This window comes from Pseudolysinimonas yzui, from assembly GCF_014653215.1.
Classification (GTDB): domain Bacteria; phylum Actinomycetota; class Actinomycetes; order Actinomycetales; family Microbacteriaceae; genus Pseudolysinimonas_A; species Pseudolysinimonas_A yzui.
Genome location: NZ_BNAI01000002.1, coordinates 211,662 through 230,419 on the forward strand (window position 1 = coordinate 211,662; position 18,758 = coordinate 230,419).

At 69.6% G+C, this 18,758-nt stretch carries 17 protein-coding genes, 1 tRNA gene and 1 pseudogene; 12 read left to right on the forward strand and 7 right to left on the reverse strand.

Going from position 1 to position 18,758, the window contains the following annotated elements:
* Nucleotide 1 precedes the first annotated feature (1 nt).
* Complete coding sequence (locus IE173_RS06860; protein WP_191282723.1) at nucleotides 2-1,132, forward strand: epoxide hydrolase family protein; 1,131 nt, start codon at nucleotides 2-4, stop codon at nucleotides 1,130-1,132.
* Nucleotides 1,133-1,181: 49 nt separating this feature from the next.
* On the opposite strand, the gene IE173_RS06865 is transcribed toward IE173_RS06860, so the two are convergent.
* Nucleotides 1,182-1,811: a LysE/ArgO family amino acid transporter gene (locus IE173_RS06865; RefSeq protein ID WP_191282724.1), complete on the reverse strand. Its 630-nt coding sequence runs from the start codon at nucleotides 1,809-1,811 to the stop codon at nucleotides 1,182-1,184.
* 71 nt (nucleotides 1,812-1,882) lie between these two features.
* Here IE173_RS06865 and IE173_RS06870 point away from each other — a divergent pair, with 71 nt between their 5' ends.
* Complete coding sequence (locus IE173_RS06870) at nucleotides 1,883-2,815, forward strand: LysR family transcriptional regulator ArgP (RefSeq protein ID WP_191282725.1); 933 nt, start codon at nucleotides 1,883-1,885, stop codon at nucleotides 2,813-2,815.
* On the opposite strand, the gene IE173_RS06875 is transcribed toward IE173_RS06870, so the two are convergent.
* The 4 genes from IE173_RS06875 to IE173_RS06890 all read right to left on the reverse strand — a co-directional run bounded on the left by IE173_RS06875 (nucleotide 2,787) and on the right by IE173_RS06890 (nucleotide 9,675).
* Complete coding sequence (locus IE173_RS06875; protein ID WP_191282726.1) at nucleotides 2,787-3,977, reverse strand: pyridoxal phosphate-dependent aminotransferase; 1,191 nt, start codon at nucleotides 3,975-3,977, stop codon at nucleotides 2,787-2,789. The two genes, IE173_RS06870 and IE173_RS06875, sit on opposite strands and share 29 nt — an antisense overlap.
* 82 nt (nucleotides 3,978-4,059) lie before the next feature.
* Complete coding sequence (locus IE173_RS06880; RefSeq protein WP_191282727.1) at nucleotides 4,060-5,349, reverse strand: CAP domain-containing protein; 1,290 nt, start codon at nucleotides 5,347-5,349, stop codon at nucleotides 4,060-4,062.
* Between the two features lie 201 nt (nucleotides 5,350-5,550).
* The gene (locus tag IE173_RS15595) at nucleotides 5,551-7,359 is read right to left on the reverse strand and encodes a CAP domain-containing protein (RefSeq protein ID WP_191282728.1); all 1,809 of its coding nucleotides are present in this window, start codon (nucleotides 7,357-7,359) and stop codon (nucleotides 5,551-5,553) included.
* A 264-nt stretch (nucleotides 7,360-7,623) separates the two neighbouring features.
* Nucleotides 7,624-9,675: a choice-of-anchor G family protein gene (locus tag IE173_RS06890; protein ID WP_191282729.1), complete on the reverse strand. Its 2,052-nt coding sequence runs from the start codon at nucleotides 9,673-9,675 to the stop codon at nucleotides 7,624-7,626.
* 340 nt (nucleotides 9,676-10,015) lie between these two features.
* On the opposite strand from IE173_RS06890, the gene IE173_RS06895 reads away from it, so the two are divergent.
* The 6 genes from IE173_RS06895 to IE173_RS06920 all read left to right on the forward strand — a co-directional run bounded on the left by IE173_RS06895 (nucleotide 10,016) and on the right by IE173_RS06920 (nucleotide 13,369).
* Nucleotides 10,016-10,088: transfer RNA gene (locus IE173_RS06895), tRNA-Trp, on the forward strand.
* A 62-nt stretch (nucleotides 10,089-10,150) separates the two neighbouring features.
* Entirely contained in the window at nucleotides 10,151-10,435 is a 285-nt protein-coding gene (gene secE, locus IE173_RS06900; RefSeq protein ID WP_191282730.1) for a preprotein translocase subunit SecE, read from the forward strand.
* An 85-nt stretch (nucleotides 10,436-10,520) separates the two neighbouring features.
* The gene (gene nusG / locus IE173_RS06905) at nucleotides 10,521-11,486 is read left to right on the forward strand and encodes a transcription termination/antitermination protein NusG (RefSeq protein ID WP_191282731.1); all 966 of its coding nucleotides are present in this window, start codon (nucleotides 10,521-10,523) and stop codon (nucleotides 11,484-11,486) included.
* A 226-nt stretch (nucleotides 11,487-11,712) separates the two neighbouring features.
* Nucleotides 11,713-12,144: a 50S ribosomal protein L11 gene (rplK, locus tag IE173_RS06910; protein WP_191282732.1), complete on the forward strand. Its 432-nt coding sequence runs from the start codon at nucleotides 11,713-11,715 to the stop codon at nucleotides 12,142-12,144.
* A gap of 2 nt (nucleotides 12,145-12,146) precedes the next feature.
* Nucleotides 12,147-12,836: a 50S ribosomal protein L1 gene (gene rplA, locus IE173_RS06915; protein ID WP_191282733.1), complete on the forward strand. Its 690-nt coding sequence runs from the start codon at nucleotides 12,147-12,149 to the stop codon at nucleotides 12,834-12,836.
* A 14-nt stretch (nucleotides 12,837-12,850) separates the two neighbouring features.
* Entirely contained in the window at nucleotides 12,851-13,369 is a 519-nt protein-coding gene (locus IE173_RS06920) for a GNAT family N-acetyltransferase (protein ID WP_308433092.1), read from the forward strand.
* Here IE173_RS06920 and IE173_RS06925 read toward each other — a convergent pair.
* Nucleotides 13,366-14,334 (reverse strand): NADP-dependent oxidoreductase, encoded by a 969-nt coding sequence (locus IE173_RS06925; RefSeq protein WP_191282734.1) that lies wholly within the window; start codon nucleotides 14,332-14,334, stop codon nucleotides 13,366-13,368. The genes IE173_RS06920 and IE173_RS06925 overlap by 4 nt on opposite strands.
* Nucleotides 14,335-14,465: 131 nt before the next feature.
* Here IE173_RS06925 and IE173_RS06930 point away from each other — a divergent pair, with 131 nt between their 5' ends.
* Nucleotides 14,466-15,173 carry a Pr6Pr family membrane protein gene (locus IE173_RS06930; protein ID WP_191282735.1) on the forward strand — a complete coding sequence of 236 codons (708 nt, stop codon included), beginning with the start codon at nucleotides 14,466-14,468 and terminating at the stop codon, nucleotides 15,171-15,173.
* An 8-nt stretch (nucleotides 15,174-15,181) separates the two neighbouring features.
* Nucleotides 15,182-15,763, forward strand: a pseudogene (locus IE173_RS06935) (DUF998 domain-containing protein); the annotation flags it as partial.
* Between the two features lie 33 nt (nucleotides 15,764-15,796).
* On the opposite strand, the gene IE173_RS06940 reads toward IE173_RS06935, so the two are convergent.
* Nucleotides 15,797-16,411, reverse strand: coding sequence for a YqaJ viral recombinase family protein (locus IE173_RS06940; RefSeq protein WP_229841955.1), 615 nt, complete (start codon nucleotides 16,409-16,411; stop codon nucleotides 15,797-15,799).
* A 134-nt stretch (nucleotides 16,412-16,545) separates the two neighbouring features.
* On the opposite strand from IE173_RS06940, the gene IE173_RS06945 reads away from it, so the two are divergent.
* Nucleotides 16,546-17,301, forward strand: a complete 756-nt coding sequence (locus tag IE173_RS06945; RefSeq protein ID WP_191282736.1) for a response regulator transcription factor — start codon at nucleotides 16,546-16,548, stop codon at nucleotides 17,299-17,301.
* Entirely contained in the window at nucleotides 17,298-18,731 is a 1,434-nt protein-coding gene (locus IE173_RS06950; RefSeq protein WP_229841956.1) for a sensor histidine kinase, read from the forward strand. The genes IE173_RS06945 and IE173_RS06950 overlap by 4 nt, the downstream gene beginning before the upstream one ends.
* The last annotated feature ends 27 nt before the right edge of the window (nucleotides 18,732-18,758 follow it).

Here is an 18,758-nt window from a genome sequence, read left to right on the forward strand (position 1 = left end):
CATGACGAAGAAGACGGCTCAGGCCGACATCCGCCCCTTCCGCATCGAGATCGCCCAGGCCGACCTCGACGACCTCCAGGCCCGCCTCGCGCGCACCCGGCTTCCGCAGCCGGCGCCCGGCGACGACTGGGACTACGGAACTCCGAACGCCTGGCTGACCGAAGCCCTCGACGCGTGGAAGACGTTCGACTGGCGCGCCGTCGAGGAGCGCCTGAACGCCCACCCGCAGTACCTCACCGAGATCGACGGGCAGACGATTCACTTCATCCACGTGCCCTCGAAGGAAGCGGATGCGACGCCGCTGCTGCTCGTGCACAGCTACCCCGGCAACGTCATCGACTTCCTCGACATGATCGGCCCGCTCGTCGACCCGGTCGCCCACGGGGGCCGCGCCGAAGACGCGTTCTCGGTCGTCATCCCGTCGCTGCCGGGCTTCGGGTTCAGCACCCCGGTCGTCGACCGCGGCTGGACCCTGGCCCGCGTCGCCCGCACCTTCGACGCGCTCATGCGCCGCCTCGGCTACGCGAGCTACGGAGCCCACGGCAGCGACGCCGGCGCGATCGTCGGACGCGAGCTAGGCATCCTGAACCCGAAGGGGTACCTCGGATCACACGTGCTGCAGGCCTTCTCGTTCCCGTCGGGCGACCCCGCCGAGTTCGAGAAGCTGGCGCCTGCGGACTACGCGGCCCTCGAGCACATGCAGTGGTTCCAGTCGGTCGGCGGCTACAACGCGTTCAACGCGTCGCGTCCGCAGACCGTCGCGGCCGCGCTGTCGGACTCCCCGGTCGGCCAGCTCGCCTGGAACGAGCTGTTCATGAACTTCGGCAACGGCACGAGCCTGGTGCCGCTGGAGTCGATCCTCGCCGAGGTGTCGCTCGAGTGGTTCACCAACACCTCGGCCTCCGCCGGTCGGTACCACTTCGAGGACGGCCGGGCGGCGGGCGAGCCGGTCGTCAACCACGGCCGGATGGGGGTCGCGGTCTTCCAGGACGACTTCAAGAGCATCCGCACCTTCGCCGAGCGCGACAACGACAACATCGTGCACTGGAGCGAGTTCGACAAGGGCGGCCACTACGCCTCGCTCGAGGTTCCCGACGTGGTGGTCGGCGACATCCGGGCGTTCTTCGCCTGACCTGCCCCTACGGAAAGCCCGGGCGTGGCGCGTCCGGGCTTTCCGCCCGCTATCGCACGAGCACCAGACTCAGCGCGATGGCGATCATGACGACGGCGATGATCCCGTCGAGGATGCGCCAGGCGAGCGGCCTCGCGAAGAGCGGGGCGAGCAGGCGGGCACCGAACCCGAGGGAGGTGAACCAGAGGATGCTGCCGAGCGTCGCGCCGACGGCGAACCACCAGCGTTCGTCGCCATGCGTGCTGCCGACCGAGCCGAGCAGCAGCACAGTGTCGAGGTAGACGTGCGGGTTGAGCCAGGTGAGCGCGAGGCAGGTGGTGATCGCGACGGCGAGGCTGGTCGCGCCGGCCCCGCGTTCGGCGCGCAGCCCATCGGCGTCGGGCTTCGGGCGGCGCAGCGCACGCACCGCGGCGAGCACCCCGTAGGTGATCAGGAACGCGGCACCCACCCAGCGGATGATCTCGACCAGCCACGGCAGCGCGGTGAAGAGCACTCCTCCGCCGGCGACCCCGACGATGATGAGCACGGCATCCGACACCGCGCAGATCACCACGACGGCCAGCACGTGTTCGCGGCGAAGCCCTTGCCGCAGCACGAAGGCGTTCTGCGCGCCGATCGCGATGATGAGCGACAGGCCCAGGCCGAGGCCGGCTACGGCGGCGAGGAGGGCGGCGGTCACATCCCGACGGTAGGGGTCGCACTACCATCAATCCAGCGCAAGATTCTGTCGAAGCATTAGCGTTGCTACAGATGAGGTACGACCGGGAACACCTCGAAACCCTGCTCGCCGTCGTCGAGCACGGCACGCTCGACGCCGCCGCGCGGCGGCTGCGGGTAACCCCGTCGGCGGTGAGTCAGCGGCTCAAGGCGTTCGAGCAGCAGCTCGGCCGCGTGCTCGTCGTGCGCAGCAAGCCGGCGCGGGCGACGGCGGCCGGCGAAGCGCTGGTGCGGATGGCGCGTCAGCTCGCTCTGCTCGAACACGAAGCGGATCAGGCACTCGGCACCGGTGATGGACCGACGACGATCCCGATCGCGGTCAACGCCGACTCCCTCGCCACCTGGATCCTGCCGGCGCTCGAGCGGGTCGCGCGCACGCACCCGGTCGTCTTCGAGATCCACCGCGACGACCAGGACCACACCGCCGGGTGGCTCGCTGCGGGAACCGTCATGGCGGCCGTCACCTCGCAGGCCGAGCCGGTGCCGGGCTGCACCTCGACCCCGCTCGGGCGGATGCGGTACCGCCCGCGCGCAGCGCCGGCGTTCGCGGCCCGCTGGTTCCCTGACGGAGCGGATGCGGCATCCCTCGCCCTCGCCCCCGTCGTCGTCTTCGACGAGAAGGACCAGCTGCAGAGCGACTACCTCGGCATGGTCACCCGCCGCCGTCTCGACCCGCCGCGGCACCGCGTGCCGGCCTCGGCCGACTTCGCCGCCGCCGTACGGCTCGGGCTCGGCTGGGGGATGCTGCCCGACGCGCAATCCGACGGCACCGTGCTGGTCGACACCCGGCGCGACATCGCGGTGGCGCTGCACTGGCAGCAGTGGAACCTGCGCTCGCCGCTGCTCGACGCCGTGGCCGCCGAGATCGTCGCGACCGCGCACACCGTGCTCGGTGGTCGAGTAGCCGGCGAAGGCGGCGTGTCGAGACCCCCGGGGGTCAGCCGAACAGCTTCTGCAGCCGGCTGACGCCCTCGCGGATGTCGTCGTCGCCGAGTGCGTACGAGAAGCGCAGGTAGCCGCTCGGGCCGAACGCCTCGCCCGGAACCGCCGCGACCTCCGCCTGCTCGAGGATGAGGTCGGCGAGCTCGAGTGACGAGGTCGGGGTGACCCCGCCCCACTCGCGGTTCAGCAACCCGGAGACATCCGGGTAGACGTAGAAGGCGCCCTCCGGCAGCGGGCACACGATCCCCGGGATGCTGTTGAGGCCGTCGACGATCAGGCGGCGGCGGCGGTCGAACGCCGCGCGCATCTCGATGACGCTGTCCTGGGGTCCGGTGAGCGCGGCCAGGGCGGCGCGCTGCGAGATGTTCGACACGTTGCTCGACAGGTGCGACTGCAGGTTCGCCGCCCCCGCGATCGCGTCGGCGGGTCCTACCATCCAGCCGAGCCGCCATCCGGTCATCGCGTAGGTCTTCGCGACCCCGTTGACGAGGATGGTGCGGTCGGCGAGCGCCGGCGTCGCCTCGACGATCGACACGGCGCGGATGCCGTCATAGGTGAGGTTCTGGTAGATCTCGTCGCTGATCACCCAGAGACCGTGCTCCTGCGCCCAGTCGCCGATCGCGGCGACCCGTTCGGGTGAGTAGACGGCGCCTGTCGGGTTCGACGGCGACACGAACAGCAGCACCTTCGAGCGTGGCGTGCGCGCGGCCTCGAGCTGCTCGACGGTCACGAGGTAGCCCTGGTCGGCGCCGGCGAAGACATCCACCTGAACGCCGCCGGCGAGCTTGATCGCCTCGGGGTAGGTGGTCCAGTACGGCGTCGGCACGAGCACCTCGTCGCCCGGGTCGAGCAGCGTTGCGAACGCCTGATACACGGCCTGCTTGCCGCCGTTGGTGACGATCACCTGGGATGGCGACACCTCGAGCCCGCTGTCGCGCAGGGTCTTCGCCGCGATCGCCTCCCGCAGTTCGGGGAGCCCGGCGGCGGGCGTGTACCGGTGGTTCTTCGGGTCGCGCGCGGCCTCAACCGCGGCGTCGACGATGTGCGCCGGTGTCGGGAAGTCGGGCTCCCCCGCCGCGAAACTCACCACCGGACGCCCGGCCGCCTTGAGCGCCTTCGCTTTGGAGTCGACCTTGAGAGTTGCCGATTCCGCGATGGATCCGATGCGCTTCGAGATGCGTCCCACGAGGCTCCAGCCTAGGCCGCCTGCGACCCCGCCACGCGAGGTGCGCGGGGCCGCAGGGTGCAGCGGGAGCGGTCGGTCAGGGTCAGCCCCCACCGCCGAGCAGCCCGCCGAGGTTCAGTAGCGGGGTCGGGGTCGGGGTCGGAGTCGGGCTCGGTGCCGGTGCCGGAGCCGTCGTCGGGCTCGGTGCCGGTGCGGGAGCCGTCGTCGACGTCGTGGGGGCGGGCGCGGGCGCCGCAGCGGGCGCCGGCTCACCGGTGCGCACGAGCGAGGCCGAGTCGATCCGGTACGTGCGACCCGAGGTTCTCAGCACGATCTCGATCGTCAGTCCGGTGTGCGCCGCCCTCGCGGTCAGGGCCACCGGGACGCGCAGCCATCCCGAACTCCCGGCGGTGAAGTACACCGACGCGACCTCCGCGACGCCGCCGGTCGCGCGCAGTCGCACGATCCCGCTGGCGGAGCCATCCGACCGAATCCACACGGTCGCCGTGTGGGTCGAACCTTTCGCGACCTCCGCCGCGAGGCTCTGGGTGATCGTCCGACCGTAGGCGCCGGGCACCAGCAACGAGCGGGTGCCGCCCCGGGCGAGCGTGTTCGGTCCGTCGACGGTGCCCGAGGGCGCCGACCAGGTGCCGAGACCGCTCTCGAACGACGGCGAGCTGAGCGCGAGCGCGACGCCGGCGGGCCGGGCCGGTTCAGGCGCCGGGTTCACGGTGACCGTACTCGGCGGCGGAGACGTCGGAGCCGGCGCGGGTGCCGCGGTAGCGGTCGGCGCGGGGGACGGCGAGGTCACCGGCGCCGACTGAGCGGGCGGCTGTACGCCCGGGTACTTCGCGAACACCTGCGACCAGTAGCGACGCCCGTCCTGTTCGAAGTAGCCGACGCCGATCGAGGTGTAGTCGTGGACGAGGTTCGCGTAGTGGCTGCTCGAGGCCACCCACGCCGGCACGATTTGCGTGTAGGTGTAGCCCTTGCCCACGTTCTCCCCCGCGCGCTCCCACCCGGGCGGGATTTGCTGCGCGTACGAGGGATTGTGACTCATCGCCCCGTTCACCCACTGCTGGTGAGCCCAGTCGGCGGCGACGCGGTCGAGGTCGGGATGACGCACGAGGGCGGGCAGGCCACGTTCGGCCCGCACAGCGTTGGTGTCGGCCACCACCCGCTGGGTCATCTGCTCGACGGTCGGTGTCGTGGTCGCCGACGCGAGGGCCGCCGTCTCGATCGACGTGTCGGAGGCCGCGCTCAGCGGGCCCGTGGGCGGTGCCAGATGCGCGGCCGCGGCGACGAGACCGGCAGCTGAGGCGAGGATGGTCGCGGAGGCGAGGGCGATGAAACGGGCGCGCGCGGGCGCGCTGGAGAGAGACCTGGAAGTCACGAAGTGTGCGTCTTTCGAATAGTTTCGAGGCGCGCGACTCAGCCGCACGGATCGGTGCCGTACGACGGGAAGAGGCGGGCTTCACGCACACGAGGCGGGGCCGCTCTCGTGAAACCGACGCTACGTGGCGATGGCGCGGGGGCCAACGCCCCAACAGGGGTGCCCCTACCAGGGGTGCCCCTGGTAGGGGGCACATCCCATCTAGCCGGTGGCGACGGTGGTGCGGGCGCCGGCCTTGGCGGTGCCGGCACTGTTGGTCGCCGTCACGAAGACGGTGAGGTACTTGCCGACATCGGACGAGGTCGAGACGTAGGTGGCAGCCGTTGCGCCGCTGATCTGGGCGCACCCCGCCGGGATGGCGGAATAGGCACTCGTTAGGGGCTGGTTGCAGCGCAACCAGACGCGTTGGAAGGTCGGGGCCGGCGTGCCGGTCCAGGTTCCGGTGGTCGAGGTCCAAGTGGATCCGACCGCCGACGCCCCCGACACGGTCGGCGCGACGGTGTTCACCGGAGCGGCCGGGGTTACGGCGGCGGTGGTGGCGACGGTGGTGCGGGCGCCGGCTTTGGTGGTGCCGGCGCTGTTGGTCGCGGTCACCAGCACGGTGAGGTACTTGCCGACATCGGAGGATGTCGAGACATAGCTGGTGGCGGTGGCCCCGGTGATCGCGGTGCATCCGGTCGGGATGGCGGAGTACGAGGTGGTGACCGGCTGGGTGCAGCGCAGCCAGGTGCGCTGGTAGGTCGGGGCCGGGGCGCCGGTCCAGGTTCCGGTGGTCGACGTCCATGTCGATCCGACAGAGCTCGAGCCCGAGACGGTCGGGGCGGCGATGTTCAGCGGACCCACGGCGACGACGGTGCCGGTGGTGGCGACAGTGGTGCGGGCGCCGGCTTTTGCGCTGCCCGCGCTGTTGGTCGCGGTCACCAGCACGGTGAGGTACTTGCCGACATCGGCGGACGTCGAGACGTACGTGGCCCCGGTGGCGCCACTGATCGCGGCGCATCCGAGCGGTGTGGCGGAGTAGGCGGTGAGGACGGGCAGGGTGCACCGCAACCAGGTGCGTTGGAAGGTCGGGGCGGGGGTGCCGGCCCAGGTGCCGGTGGTCGAGGTCCACGTCGATCCGACGGAACTCGATCCCGCCACGGTCGGCGCGACCGTGTTGACCGGCGCGACCGGGGTCGTCGTGGCGGTCGTGGCAACAGTGGTGCGGGCGCCGGCTTTCGCGCTGCCCGCACTGTTGCTCGCGGTCACCAGCACGGTGAGGTACTTGCCGACATCGGCGGTCGTCGAGACGTACGTGGCCGCGGTGGCGCCACTGATCGCGGTGCACCCGGTGGGGATCGCGGAGTAGGTGGTGGTCACGGCCTGGCTACACCGCAACCAGGTGCGTTGGTAGGTCGGGGTGGGGGCGCCCGTCCAGGTGCCGGTGGTCGAACTCCACGTCGTTCCGACTGCGGACGCACCCGACACGGTCGGCGCGACGGTGTTCACCGGTGCGACGGACGTCGGAGCGGGGGGCACGACTCCCGGGTACTTCGCGAACAGCTGCGTCCAGTAACGCCGCCCGTCCTGCTCGAAGTAGCCGATGCCGATCGAGGTGTAGTCGTTCACCATGTTCGCGTAGTGGGTGGGCGAAGCCTTCCACGCCGGGACGACCTGGGTGTAGGTGTACCCCTTGGCGACGTTCTCCCCGGCACGCAGCCATCCGCTGGCGATCTGCACCGAGAACGACGGGTTGTGGCTCATAACGCCGGTCGTCCACTGCTGGAACGACCACGCCGCGGCCACCGAGTCGAGACCCGCATCGCGCACAAGCGGAGGCAGGCCGACTTCCGCGCGCACCGCGTTGGTGTCGTCGACGACGCGCTGCATCATCTGGGCATAGGTGACGGTGGTCTCCGCCCGCGCGCCCTGAGGCGCGACCACGGTGAGAAACATCGCCAGGACGGTGAAGACCGCAACGAGAAGGATGCGAGCGCGCGATGGCGCGCCCGTCTGAGTGACGGTTGACACGATGTGAGACTCCGAGTTTTCGCTATGAACGGCGCGTCTCGGACTCAGGGACTGACTAAGCCGCCGAGCGAAGCGGGTCTCGCGCTGCGTGGCTCAGATTCGAGCCGCTACCTCAACGGTAGCGAGGTGCGAGGTCTGAGATCATCCCCCAACAGTGGTGGCACCAGGAGGGGTGACATCGCGGATCGTCCTGGCTCGGACAGCACAAAGCCGGAGTCGTCGACGTGACTAGCCCGACGACTCCGGCTTCGCGGTTGCTACCGGTTACCCGATGGTCGTGACCACCGGGTGGTTGCGACGGTAGCTCTCCCGCACCAGATAGGCACCCGCTGCCAGCAGTGCGAGAATCACGGCGATGAGCGTGGCGATCCCGATGCCGGTGTAGGCCAGGCTGCCCGCACCGGAGCCGCCGCCGCCGGGGGGCGTCACGGTCACGCCGCCGGTGTCGCAGCCGTCAGGGTCGGTGCACTCGGGGTCGACGATCGTCGTGACGTTCGGTCCGACGATCGCTTCGGCGAGGCTCAAGGTCGCGAGGTCGTCGCCGAGCACCGATACCCGCACCGCGGTTTCGGTGAACTGCCCGTCGTCCAGCTCCTGCACGTTGGCCTGAACGGAGAGCACGTCCCGCAGGGCGTCGCCGACCGAGCCGACTCCCGTCCCGAGCAGGCCTTCCGTCGCCGGGTGCACGAGGCCGGTCTCGAGGGCATCCACGAGATCCTGCACCGCGCCGTCGCCGTCGAACAGACCGTCGAGCAGCGAATCTCCGAGGCCGTCGATCAGGAGCGACAGGTCGAGGTTGGCGTCGACCCCGAGGATCTCCACGGCCGCGACCGCCCGTGCCGCGGCACCGTCGATCAGCTCGTCGACCGTGGCCTCGATGTCGAGCGTGACACTCGTGGTGAGCGGCGCGACCGGCGTCGAGGTGGTGTTGCAGACCGTCTCCTGAACCGTCTGGTTGACGAAGCCGGTGATCCGCTTCAGTACCCCGTTGCCATCGAGCACGTAGTCACCGACTCCGTCGGGCAGGCTGTCGGTCAGGCTCCCGATGATGCCGGCGTTGAGCAGGCCGCCGAGGTCGCCCGTGAGGCCGTTCAGCAACCGTTCGACGGCCGTCACGTCGGTGAGCACCGGTGTGGTGAGCACGCGGTCGACCAGCTGGCAGACCTCCTGCACGATCGGCGACTGCGCGACGTTCGTCGAGAGGTCGGCGTGGATGTCGACCGTCGCGTCGTGGAGGGCATCCTCGACCTTGTCGACGACCTGGTCGGCGATCGTCGCGACCGTGGTGGTGATCCCCTCCAGGATCTGGTTGACCACAGCATCCGAGAGCAGCTCGGTGCCGGGAGCCAGGTTGTTGAGGTCCCCGCCGAGCAGCAGCTCGAGGTCGACGTGCACCTCACCCGTCTCCAGGTCGAACCAGACAGCGCCGTTGCCGTAGGCATCTTCGAGGATCGAGTGAACGATCTCTTCGAGGTTGCCCGCGTTGATCGTGGCCGTGACGTTTGCGTCGCCGCCGAGGAGGTTGAGCACCGGGTCGAGGTCGACGAGCAGCCCGTTGACGTCGTCGATCAAGGCACCATTGCTGCCCACCAGGTCGCCGAGTGCATCCTCGATCTCTTGCAGGGCGGAATCCACCTTGGGAGTGAGGTTCGCGATCGCCGGGCTCGAGAAGGTGAGCACTGCGTCGGCGATCTGGTAGTCACCGGATGCCACCTCCAGGTCGGCTTCTGCCGACGCGGCCAGGGCGCCTAGCTCGAGCTTCAGATCGGCAAGGGTCGAGGCGAACTCGTTCCCGAGCAACGCCTGCAGATCGAGCGTCGCATTCGCGGGCGGCGTGTCTTGGTGTCTCCCGACACCGATCGCGCCGTCGTCGCCGATCGCGCCGCTCGCCCCCAGCGAGGTTCCGTCGTTGTTCGCCTCGGCGTACTGGGCCGCCGGGCCGATCTGCACGCCGTCGAGTTCGATCTGCGGCGAGTCGGTCTCCTCCACCACGACGGTTCCGTCGAGGACGTCAGCGTCGAGCGGGTCCTTCTCGATCTGCGCGCTCTGGGTTCCGTCGTTTGACGCCTCAGCCGCGCCGAGTGAGACGATCTGGTCCAGGTCGAAACCGGCGATGGTTCCGGAGAGGAACTGCCCCTTCGCGTAGGACTCCGTGTGCTCGTCCGCCGAAGCGGCGAGCGGTGCAGCGAGGGTGAACGCCCCGCCGAGGGCGAGTGCGGTGACGGTCGCGACGATGCGCGTTGCCGTCCGGTGATTGTTCCGAGCTGCCGATCCCCCTCGAGGAGTCGCCACGCGCGGGTATGCAGTGGTGAACACGTCTCTTGCCTTCCTGGTCCGATGCGGACGAGGAGGCTGCGGTCAGGGTGGGCCTCGGCGGAGCTACGGCTGGTTGGGCCGTCCGGGAAAAGCTTCGGCTTCGGCGTTCGACGACTTCTTTCGTTGAAACCTGATCACAGTCTCTTACGCCCGTATGCAGTTGTGGTGATGCTGGAACGGGGGTGGTTGGCCCCCGTCACCAGAAGAGACGGTCTACCCCTGGGGCTATGACGCGGGTTCACGAGCCGATTTGCAGATGACGTACACTGATGCGGTTGGCTGAAAACGCCAAGCTTCGTCGTGCCCGCGCTCCGGAAGTCGCGGACGGGGGCGCGAACCGAGGGCGGTGGCTCAATTGGTAGAGCAGCGGTCTCCAAAACCGCAGGTTGCAGGTTCGAGTCCTGTCCGCCCTGCGCAGCGTTAGCTGAACAGAGCCCCGGCACAACGGCCGGGGATCGACGAAAGGTTGGATGTCGTGGCACGCAAGGTGATCGACGAGCCGAGCGAAGATCTCGTCGCGAACGCCAAGCGCGACCGCGCCGAGCGGCGGGGCCCGTTCGCGCGGATTGCCCTGTTCATCCGGCAGGTGCTCACCGAGCTCTCGAAGGTGGTGCGCCCGACCCGGCGCGAACTGCTCAGCTACACCGGCGTCGTGATCGTGTTCGTCGTCATCATGATGGCGATCGTGTACGGCCTCGACTTCGTGTTCGGCTGGGCGGTGGCGTGGGTGTTCGGTGACGGCGCCGCCTTCATTCCCTGAGCCCATCACCGTTTCGCCCAAGCTTCAGCACCCTGGGGTCATCCGCAGGTAGTGCCTCCGCAGTACAGAGAAGGAATCTGAAAACGTGTCTGAACAAGAGCGCCGCGACATCGACCTCGCGACGGCCGCCGAGCAGTCCTCTGAAGAGGACGAGGCTCAGGAGGGCAACGTCCTGGATCAGGATGTGCACTCCGCCGACGCCGCCGAGCATGTCGCGATCCACGTGATCGATGACGAAGCTGACGACGAGGAGTCGGTCGAGGCCGGCCTCGAACAGCTGCTCGACGCCCTCGACGCCGCCAACGACCCCGAGGCCGACGCGATCGTCGACGATGCCCTCGACATCGACTCCGTCGAAGAGGCCGACGCCGCCCTGGCCGCGGCGACCGACGAGGAGACCGTCGAAGCCGAAGAAGAGGCCGCGGTCGACCCCTACGAGGAGTTCCGCGCCGAACTGCGGGGCAAGCCCGGCAAGTGGTACGTCATCCACTCGTACGCCGGCTTCGAGAAGCGCGTGAAGCAGAACATCGAGAGCCGCAAGATCTCGATGGCGATGGAAGACCACGTCTTCGAAGTCCAGGTTCCGATGGAAGACGTCGTCGAGATCAAGAACGGCCAGCGCAAGCTGGTCACCCGCGTGCGCATCCCGGGCTATGTGCTGGTGCGCATGGACCTCAACGAAGACTCCTGGTCGGTCGTGCGGCACACCCCCGGCGTCACCGGGTTCGTGGGTAACTCGCACAACCCGACGCCGCTGCGGTTCGAAGAGGCCTTCAACATGCTCAAGAGCCTCGTGCAGGTCGTGGAAGCACCGTCGAAGGGCGGCGCGGGCGGCAAGGGAACCGGCAAGGGCGCGACCGCTCGGGTCATCCCCGCCGAGATCGACTTCGAGGTCGGCGAGACGATCACCATCAAGGAAGGCTCGTTCGCGGGCCTGCCCGGCACGATCAGCGAGATCAAGCCCGAGAGCGGCAAGCTCACCGTGCTCGTCTCGCTCTTCGAGCGCGAGACCCCGGTCGAGCTCTCGTTCGACCAGGTCACGAAACTCTAGATCCCACCACTCGGTGATCGAGTAGCCGGTCGAAGACCGGCGTGTCGAGATCTCCGCAAAGGGGCTACACTATCCCGTTGGTCGGTCTCGACACGCTGGTTTCGAGACGCGTCGCCTGCGGCGGCGCTCCTCAACCCGCTACTCGACCACCGAAATCCCACCGCTGCCAGGAACGGCCTGGTTCGCGGGAGCGCGTCCTGAGTGACGCACGACAAGAAAGAAGCACATGGCACCGAAGAAGAAGGTGACCGGCCTGATCAAGCTCCAGATCAACGCCGGCGCCGCGAACCCCGCCCCGCCGATCGGCCCGGCGCTGGGTCAGCACGGCGTGAACATCATGGAGTTCTGCAAGGCGTACAACGAGGCGACCGAGTCGCAGCGCGGCAACGTCATCCCGGTCGAGATCACCGTCTACGAGGACCGTTCGTTCACGTTCATCCTCAAGACCCCGCCGGCCGCGGAACTCATCAAGAAGGCCGCCGGCGTGCAGAAGGGGTCGCCGACCCCGCACACGGTGAAGGTCGCGAAGCTCACCCGTGACCAGGTGCGCGCGATCGCCGAGCAGAAGCAGACCGACCTCAACGCCAACGACGTCGAGGCGGCCATGAAGATCATCGCCGGCACCGCCCGGTCGATGGGGATCACGGTGGAGGCGTAATCATGAGCAAGCACTCCAAGGCATACCGCGCCGCCGTCGAGAAGATCGAGCCCGGCAAGTTCTACGCCCCCACCGAGGCCGTCGAGGTCATCCGCGAGACGGGTTCGAAGAAGTTCGACTCGACCGTCGAGGTCGCCCTGAAGCTCGGGGTCGACCCGCGCAAGGCCGACCAGATGGTGCGCGGCACCGTCATCCTCCCGCACGGCACCGGCAAGACCGCCCGCGTCATCGTGTTCGCCACCGGCCCCGCCGCCGAAGCGGCGCTCGCCGCGGGCGCGGATGAGGTCGGCGGCACGGAGCTGATCGAGAAGGTCGCCGCCGGGTACACGGCATTCGACTCGGCCGTCTCGACCCCGGAGCTCATGGGCCAGGTCGGTCGCCTGGGCAAGGTGCTCGGCCCGCGTGGGCTCATGCCGAACCCGAAGACCGGCACTGTGACCCCCAACCCCGCGAAGGCGGTCGAGGAGATCAAGGGCGGCAAGATCGAGTTCCGCGTCGACAAGCACGCCAACGTTCACTTCGTGATCGGCAAGGCCGGTTTCAGCAGCGACCAGCTCGGTGAGAACCTCAAGGCCGCGCTCGACGAGATCAACCGCGCCAAGCCCGGATCGTCGAAGGGTCGCTACATCCAGAAGGGTTCGGTGTCGACCACGTTCGGCCCCGGCATCCCGCTCGACGTCAGCGTGCTCTGACACTGAACATTCGCATCAGACCAGCGAGCGCCGCGGATTCCGCGGCGCTCGCTGTCGTCGCGGCGGCGACCTTCCCCCTCGCCTGCCCGCCGCACACCACCGACGAGGCGAAGGCGGCGCACATCGCGACTCACCTGACCCCGGCCCGTTTCGACGACTACCTCGCCGACCCCGCGCGTGACCTGTTCCTCGCCGAGTCGGGCGACGAGGCGGTCGGCTACACGATGCTCATCGCCGGCGAGCCGACCGACCCCGACGTCGCGGCATCCCTCACCACGCGTCCGACCGCCGAACTGAGCAAGTGCTACGTGCTGCCGGGCCACCACGGCGCCGGGATCGCGTCGGCACTGATGACGGCGACCCTCGAGGCCGCGCGTGCTCGGGGCGCCGCCGCGGTCTGGCTCGGGGTGAACGAGGAGAACGCGAAGGCGCAGCGCTTCTACGACAAGAGCGGCTTCACCCGGGTGGGGCGTAAGCGCTTCCTCGTCGGCGACCGGTACGAAGACGACTTCGTCATGGAGCGGGTCTTCTAACCCTCGGCGACCTTGAGCACGAGCTTGCCGCGCGTGTGACCCGACTCGATCGCGCGGTGGGCATCCGCGGCCTTCTCGAAGTCGAACACCTGGTCGACGAACACCCGCACGGCTCCGGACTCGAGCAGGCGCGAGACGACCGCGAGCGTGGAGCCGTCGGGCGTCACGCGGTAGCCGGTGGCGCGCACCCCGGCATCCGCCGCTTCCGCCGCCATCGACGGCCACGATCCCGTCGGGCCGTTGACGATCGTGCCGCCCGCGCGCAGCACGCGAAGCGATCGCGACGCGGTGTCGTCGGCCACGTTGCCGATGAGGTCGATGACGGCATCCACCGGGTCGAGCACCTCGTCGAATCTGACGGCGGTGTAGTCGAGCACCTCGGCGGCGCCGAGCTCCCGCAGCCACGATGCGTTGCGCGCCGACCCCGTGGCGATGACGTGAGCCCCGAAGTAGGCGGCGAACTGCACCGCGAAGTGGCCGACACCGCCGGCACCGGCGTGGATGAGCATCCGCTGGCCTTCGTGCGCTTTCGCGGTCTCGACCACCATGCCCCAGGCGGTGAGCGCGGCGAGCGGCACGGCCGCGGCTTCGACGTGCGAGAGGGCCGAGGGCTTCTTCACGACCGAGAGCGCGTTGATGCTGAGGTACTCGGCGTAGGCGCCCGACATGCGCGGCACCATCCCCATGCCGTACACCTCGGTTCCGGGCTGCAGCGGGTGCGCCTCGTAGGGCGCCTCCTCGACGATTCCGCTGAAATCGTTGCCGAGGATCACGGGAAACGCGCTGATGCCGGGGAACGCCCCCTTGCCCGCCCGGGTCTTCGCGTCGATCGGGTTGATGCCCGCCGCGACGACGCGCACGAGCAGTTCGGCGTTGACCCGCACGGGACGCTCGACGTCGGTGAGCGAGAGCACCTCAGGGCCACCGGCCTGCGTCATCGCCATGGCCCGCATCGTCGCCATCATCCGCTCCCCGTCTTCCTCCCCTAGTAAACGCCGCCGATGAGTCGCCGGTGTTACGTGGATGTCATCGCCTCGTGAAACTTGGCTCCGCTAGCATCGAGCGGGGCGTTCGGCTCCGGGAGGTCGGGGTCGACATGCGGGTTCTCTTCATCGCGTTCCGTTTGGCGGGTGCGGCGGCGATCGCGGCCGCGATCATCGGGCAGTACATCCACTCGCTGAACTTCCGCGCCGAGCACGGCATCGCCGAGAACGGCGTTCCCGCGGTCAACTTCTTCAGCTTCTTCACGATCGAGTCGAACGTGCTCACGATCGCGGTGTTCCTCATCGGCGCGATCCTGCTCATCCGTTCGTCGGACCCCGATCCGCTCTGGTTCGGGGTGGGCCGCGCGGCGGTGACCGCGTACATGGCGACGACCGGCATCGTCTACAACACCCTGCTGCGCGGTGTCGAGGTGAGCGAGGGGGCGACCCTCGGCTGGTCGAACGAGATCGTGCACGTCATCGGCCCGGTCCTCGTCGTGCTCGACTGGCTGTTCGCCCCCGGTCGCCGCAAGCTGGACTGGGTGCACATCTGGGTGATCGTGATCTTCCCGATCGTCTGGGCGGTCTACACGATGATCCGCGGCCCCTTCGTCGACGATCCGACCCAAGCCGTGCTCAACCCCGACTACGTGGGCGGCTGGTACCCGTACCCGTTCCTCAACCCCGACACGTCGGCGCAGGGCTACGTCTCGGTCGCGTTCTACGTCGTGCTCATCGCCGCGGTCATCGGCGGTGTCGGCGCCGCCGTGATCTGGGTGTCCCGCCGCGACCGCTGGCCTCTCCCGGCCCCGAAGGGCTGACGCCGAGGATGCTCGACCGCTTCGCCGCCGCGGCGGGCACGGTGCTCGTGCTCGCCTCGCTCGTCATCATCTGGGTGGCCCGCCTCGGCGTGCCGCGCGACCTGTACGTGAGCGAACTCGGCGCCGACGGGGAGCCGACCGCGGCGTGGTTCGAGCGGGCACTGCTGCTGCTCGTGGCGGGCGGGTTCGCGGTCGCCTGGGCCGGCCGCCGCATCCGTTCTCGCATTCCCGTGCTGCGCTCGTGGCCGCCGTCGGTGACCCTTGGGGCGGCGAGTGCGCTGTTCCTCGTCGCCTCGCAGGTGCCGTGCACGAGCGGCTGTCCCGTGCCGCAGTTCGGCCCGGGGCTGTCGTGGCAGGATCTCGGGCACGTCAGCGCCGCGACCCTCGCATTCGCGCTCGCGGCCTGGACGATGCTGCAGTGCGCCTTCGCGGTCGGCCACCGCGCCATCCGGCGGTTCTCGCTGATCGCCGCCGTCTCGGTCGCCGTCATCGCCGCCACCGGGGGGCTGATGTCGGTGTTCGACTTCTACGCCAACCTCGGCAGCCGACTCGAGTTCGTCGCGACGACGCTCGGAATCGCCTGGGTGGCCGTCTACGGGATCGCGCTGACCTTCGAGCGGCGGTCAGCGCTCGCGGCGCATCGCCCGCAGCAGGTCGTCGGCGAGCACGATGAGGCGGCCGATCTCGGCGTCGTCGCGGTCGACCCAACGGCATTCGGGTTCGCTCGAGATGGGAACGAACTCCTCGTGTCGCTCCCAGACGACGAGCGTTCGCTCAGCGCCTAAGACGTACTGCTGCCACCACACCTGCCGCAGGTAGTTGCGGGGGATGCCGCGCCACGCGTGGGACGTCGTCTTGATCTCGCACAGCTCGACGCGACCGTCGACTTCGCGGAGCCCGTCGGGGGTGGCGAGGTGGTCGCGGTTGCCGTCGGCGTGGAACAACGCGCTCGAGGCTCGCATCCCGTAGACGTTGCCCGCCCAGCGGCCGATCGCCGGTTCGCGCAGCCGCCCGTGCTCGGTGTAGGCGTTGCCCCCGAACCGTGAGCCGAGCAGCTTCTCCATCGCGAGCGCCTTCACCGCGCGTTCGCTCGTGAGCCGGGCGACATCGGTCGCCGTGACACCACGGGCCCGAGCCTTGAGCCACCCGATCCGATCGGTCTGGTCGGCGACGATCCGGTCGCGGTGCGTGCGCGGCGGCTCGTCCCAGAGCGGGAGAGTCGGCTGCGCGATCGTCACCCGTCCAGTCTGCGGGACGGAGCAGACATCCGGGGCCCTGACGCGCCCGGGTGACTGACGCGCCCGAGGCGATTCCTGGCAGGCACCAAGGCGCGGCTCAGACGATTCATAGGATCGACGCCAGACTGGAGAGCATGCCCACCCTCACGCCCGTCGCCTCTGTTCGCCTGACCCGCCCCGACGGTTCGCCGGTGCGCGCTCTCGTCGTCGACGACGAGGCCTCGCTCGGCGACCTGTTGCGGATGGCGCTGCGCTACGAGGGCTGGGACGTTCAGACCGCCGCGAACGGCCAGGATGCTCTCGCCCTGGCCCGCACCTTCTCACCGGATGTCATCGTGCTCGACATCATGTTGCCCGACCTCGACGGCGTGCAGGTGCTGCAGCGGGTGCGCGCCGCCGGGAGCGATGCCCCCGTGCTCTTCCTCACCGCGAAGGATGCCGTCGACGACCGCGTCGCGGGGCTCACGGCCGGCGGTGACGACTATGTCACCAAGCCGTTCTCGCTCGACGAGGTCATCGCCCGACTGCGCGGCCTGCTGCGGCGGAGCGCGCGCATCGTCTCGGCGGCGACCGGCCCCGAGATCCGGGTGGGTGACCTCGTGCTCAACGAGGAGACCTACGAGGTGGAGCGGGCCGGTGAGCCGATCGCGCTCACCGCGACCGAGTTCGAGTTGCTGCGCTACCTGATGCGCAACCCGCGGCGCGTGCTGAGCAAGGCGCAGATCCTCGACCGGGTGTGGAGTTACGACTTCGGCGGCCGGTCGAGCATCGTCGAGATCTACATCTCGTACCTGCGCAAGAAGATCGACGAGGGGCGCGACGCGATGATCCACACGGTGCGCGGCGTGGGCTACACGATCAAGCCGTCGGCTCCCGAACCGGCGGCGTGACGGTGGCCGCGCGCGGCTCGTGGTCGCTGCGCCGCCGGCTGGTGGTCGGGATCGTCGGCCTGCTGGCGGTGGTGAGCGTCGTCGTCGGGGTGTCGAGCGTCGTCGCGTTGCGGCAGACGCTGATGGCTCGGCTCGACGAGCAGGTGATGGATGCCGCGTCCCGCGCCGCGGGACCGCTGCAGGGCGCGCCGCAGGCGGAGGGCGACCAACCCGGGAACCGCATCGGAACCCTCGTGCTCCGCACCCGGGACGGCGTCGTGGTGCGCGCCGAATACGTCACCGAGAGCGGGGTCGACGTCGAGCTCACCGATGCCCAGATCGCCCAGTTGCGCGCGCTCGATCTGGGGCAGCAGCCGATGACCGTCGACCTCGGCGAGCTCGGCGAGTTCCGGGTGGGCGCGCGCGAACTGCCCGGGCGGGATGACGTGGCCATCGCGGGTCTGCCGACGGCCGAGGTCACCGCGACGACCAGCAACCTGGCCCTCATCTTCGCCCTCGTGACCCTGGCCGCGCTGGTCGTCGCCGCCCTCGCCGGCACCCAGGTCGTGCGGGTCGCGCTGCGCCCGCTCGACCGGGTCACGGCGACGGCACGCCGGGTCGCCGAACTGCCGCTCGCCCGCGGTCAGGTCGCGCTCGCCGAGCGGGTGCCCGACTCCGACCCGCGCACCGAGGTCGGTCAGGTCGGTGCCGCGTTCAACCGCATGCTCGAGCACGTCGAGTCGTCGCTGCGCGCCCGTCAGGACAGCGAAGAGAAGGTGCGCCAGTTCGTCGCCGATGCGAGCCACGAACTGCGCACCCCGCTCGCATCGATCCGCGGGTACTCCGAGCTGACGCGGCGCTCGGGGCTCGAGCTGCCGGACGACATCGTCTATGCGCTCGCCCGCATCGAGTCGGAGTCGGTGCGCATGACCTCCCTCGTCGAGGAGCTGCTGCTGCTCGCCCGGCTCGACGCCGGGCAGGAGCTCGCGCACGGCACAGTCGACCTCGTGCCGCTGATCGCCGACGCCGTCTCAGACGCGCACGCCGCGTCGCCGGAGCACGACTGGAGGATCGAGACCGGGGAGGATCCGCTGGTCGTCACCGGCGACGCGAATCGGCTGCATCAGGTGGTCGCCAACCTGCTGGCGAACGCCCGCGTGCACACCCCTGCGGGAACCGTCGTCACGGTGAGTCTGGTCAGGGCCGGGGACGACGCGGTGCTGACGGTCGCCGACGACGGCCCCGGCATCCCGGCAGCCCTGCGGCCCGTGCTGTTCGAACGCTTCGCGCGCGGCGACGGGTCGCGCTCCCGGGGGACCGGCAGCACCGGTCTCGGCCTCGCGATCGTCGCCGCCGTCGTCGAGGCGCACCGCGGTTCGGTGGCCCTGGAGAGCGATTCGGCAGGAGCCCGATTCGTCGTGCGCCTCCCGCTCGCGCGCCCTGAGCAATGAGAACATGAGTCGTCCCGGTCCCCTCTC

Coding starts and splice junctions, on each gene's coding strand:
- rplA (WP_191282733.1), top strand. CDS start 12,147: ATGAGCAAGCACTCCAAGGCATACCGCGCCGCCGTCGAGAAGATCGAG.
- IE173_RS06870 (WP_191282725.1), top strand. CDS start 1,883: ATGAGGTACGACCGGGAACACCTCGAAACCCTGCTCGCCGTCGTCGAG.
- rplK (WP_191282732.1), top strand. CDS start 11,713: ATGGCACCGAAGAAGAAGGTGACCGGCCTGATCAAGCTCCAGATCAAC.
- IE173_RS06860 (WP_191282723.1), top strand. CDS start 2: ATGACGAAGAAGACGGCTCAGGCCGACATCCGCCCCTTCCGCATCGAG.
- IE173_RS06930 (WP_191282735.1), top strand. CDS start 14,466: ATGCGGGTTCTCTTCATCGCGTTCCGTTTGGCGGGTGCGGCGGCGATC.
- IE173_RS06945 (WP_191282736.1), top strand. CDS start 16,546: ATGCCCACCCTCACGCCCGTCGCCTCTGTTCGCCTGACCCGCCCCGAC.
- IE173_RS06925 (WP_191282734.1), bottom strand. CDS start 14,334: ATGATGGCGACGATGCGGGCCATGGCGATGACGCAGGCCGGTGGCCCT.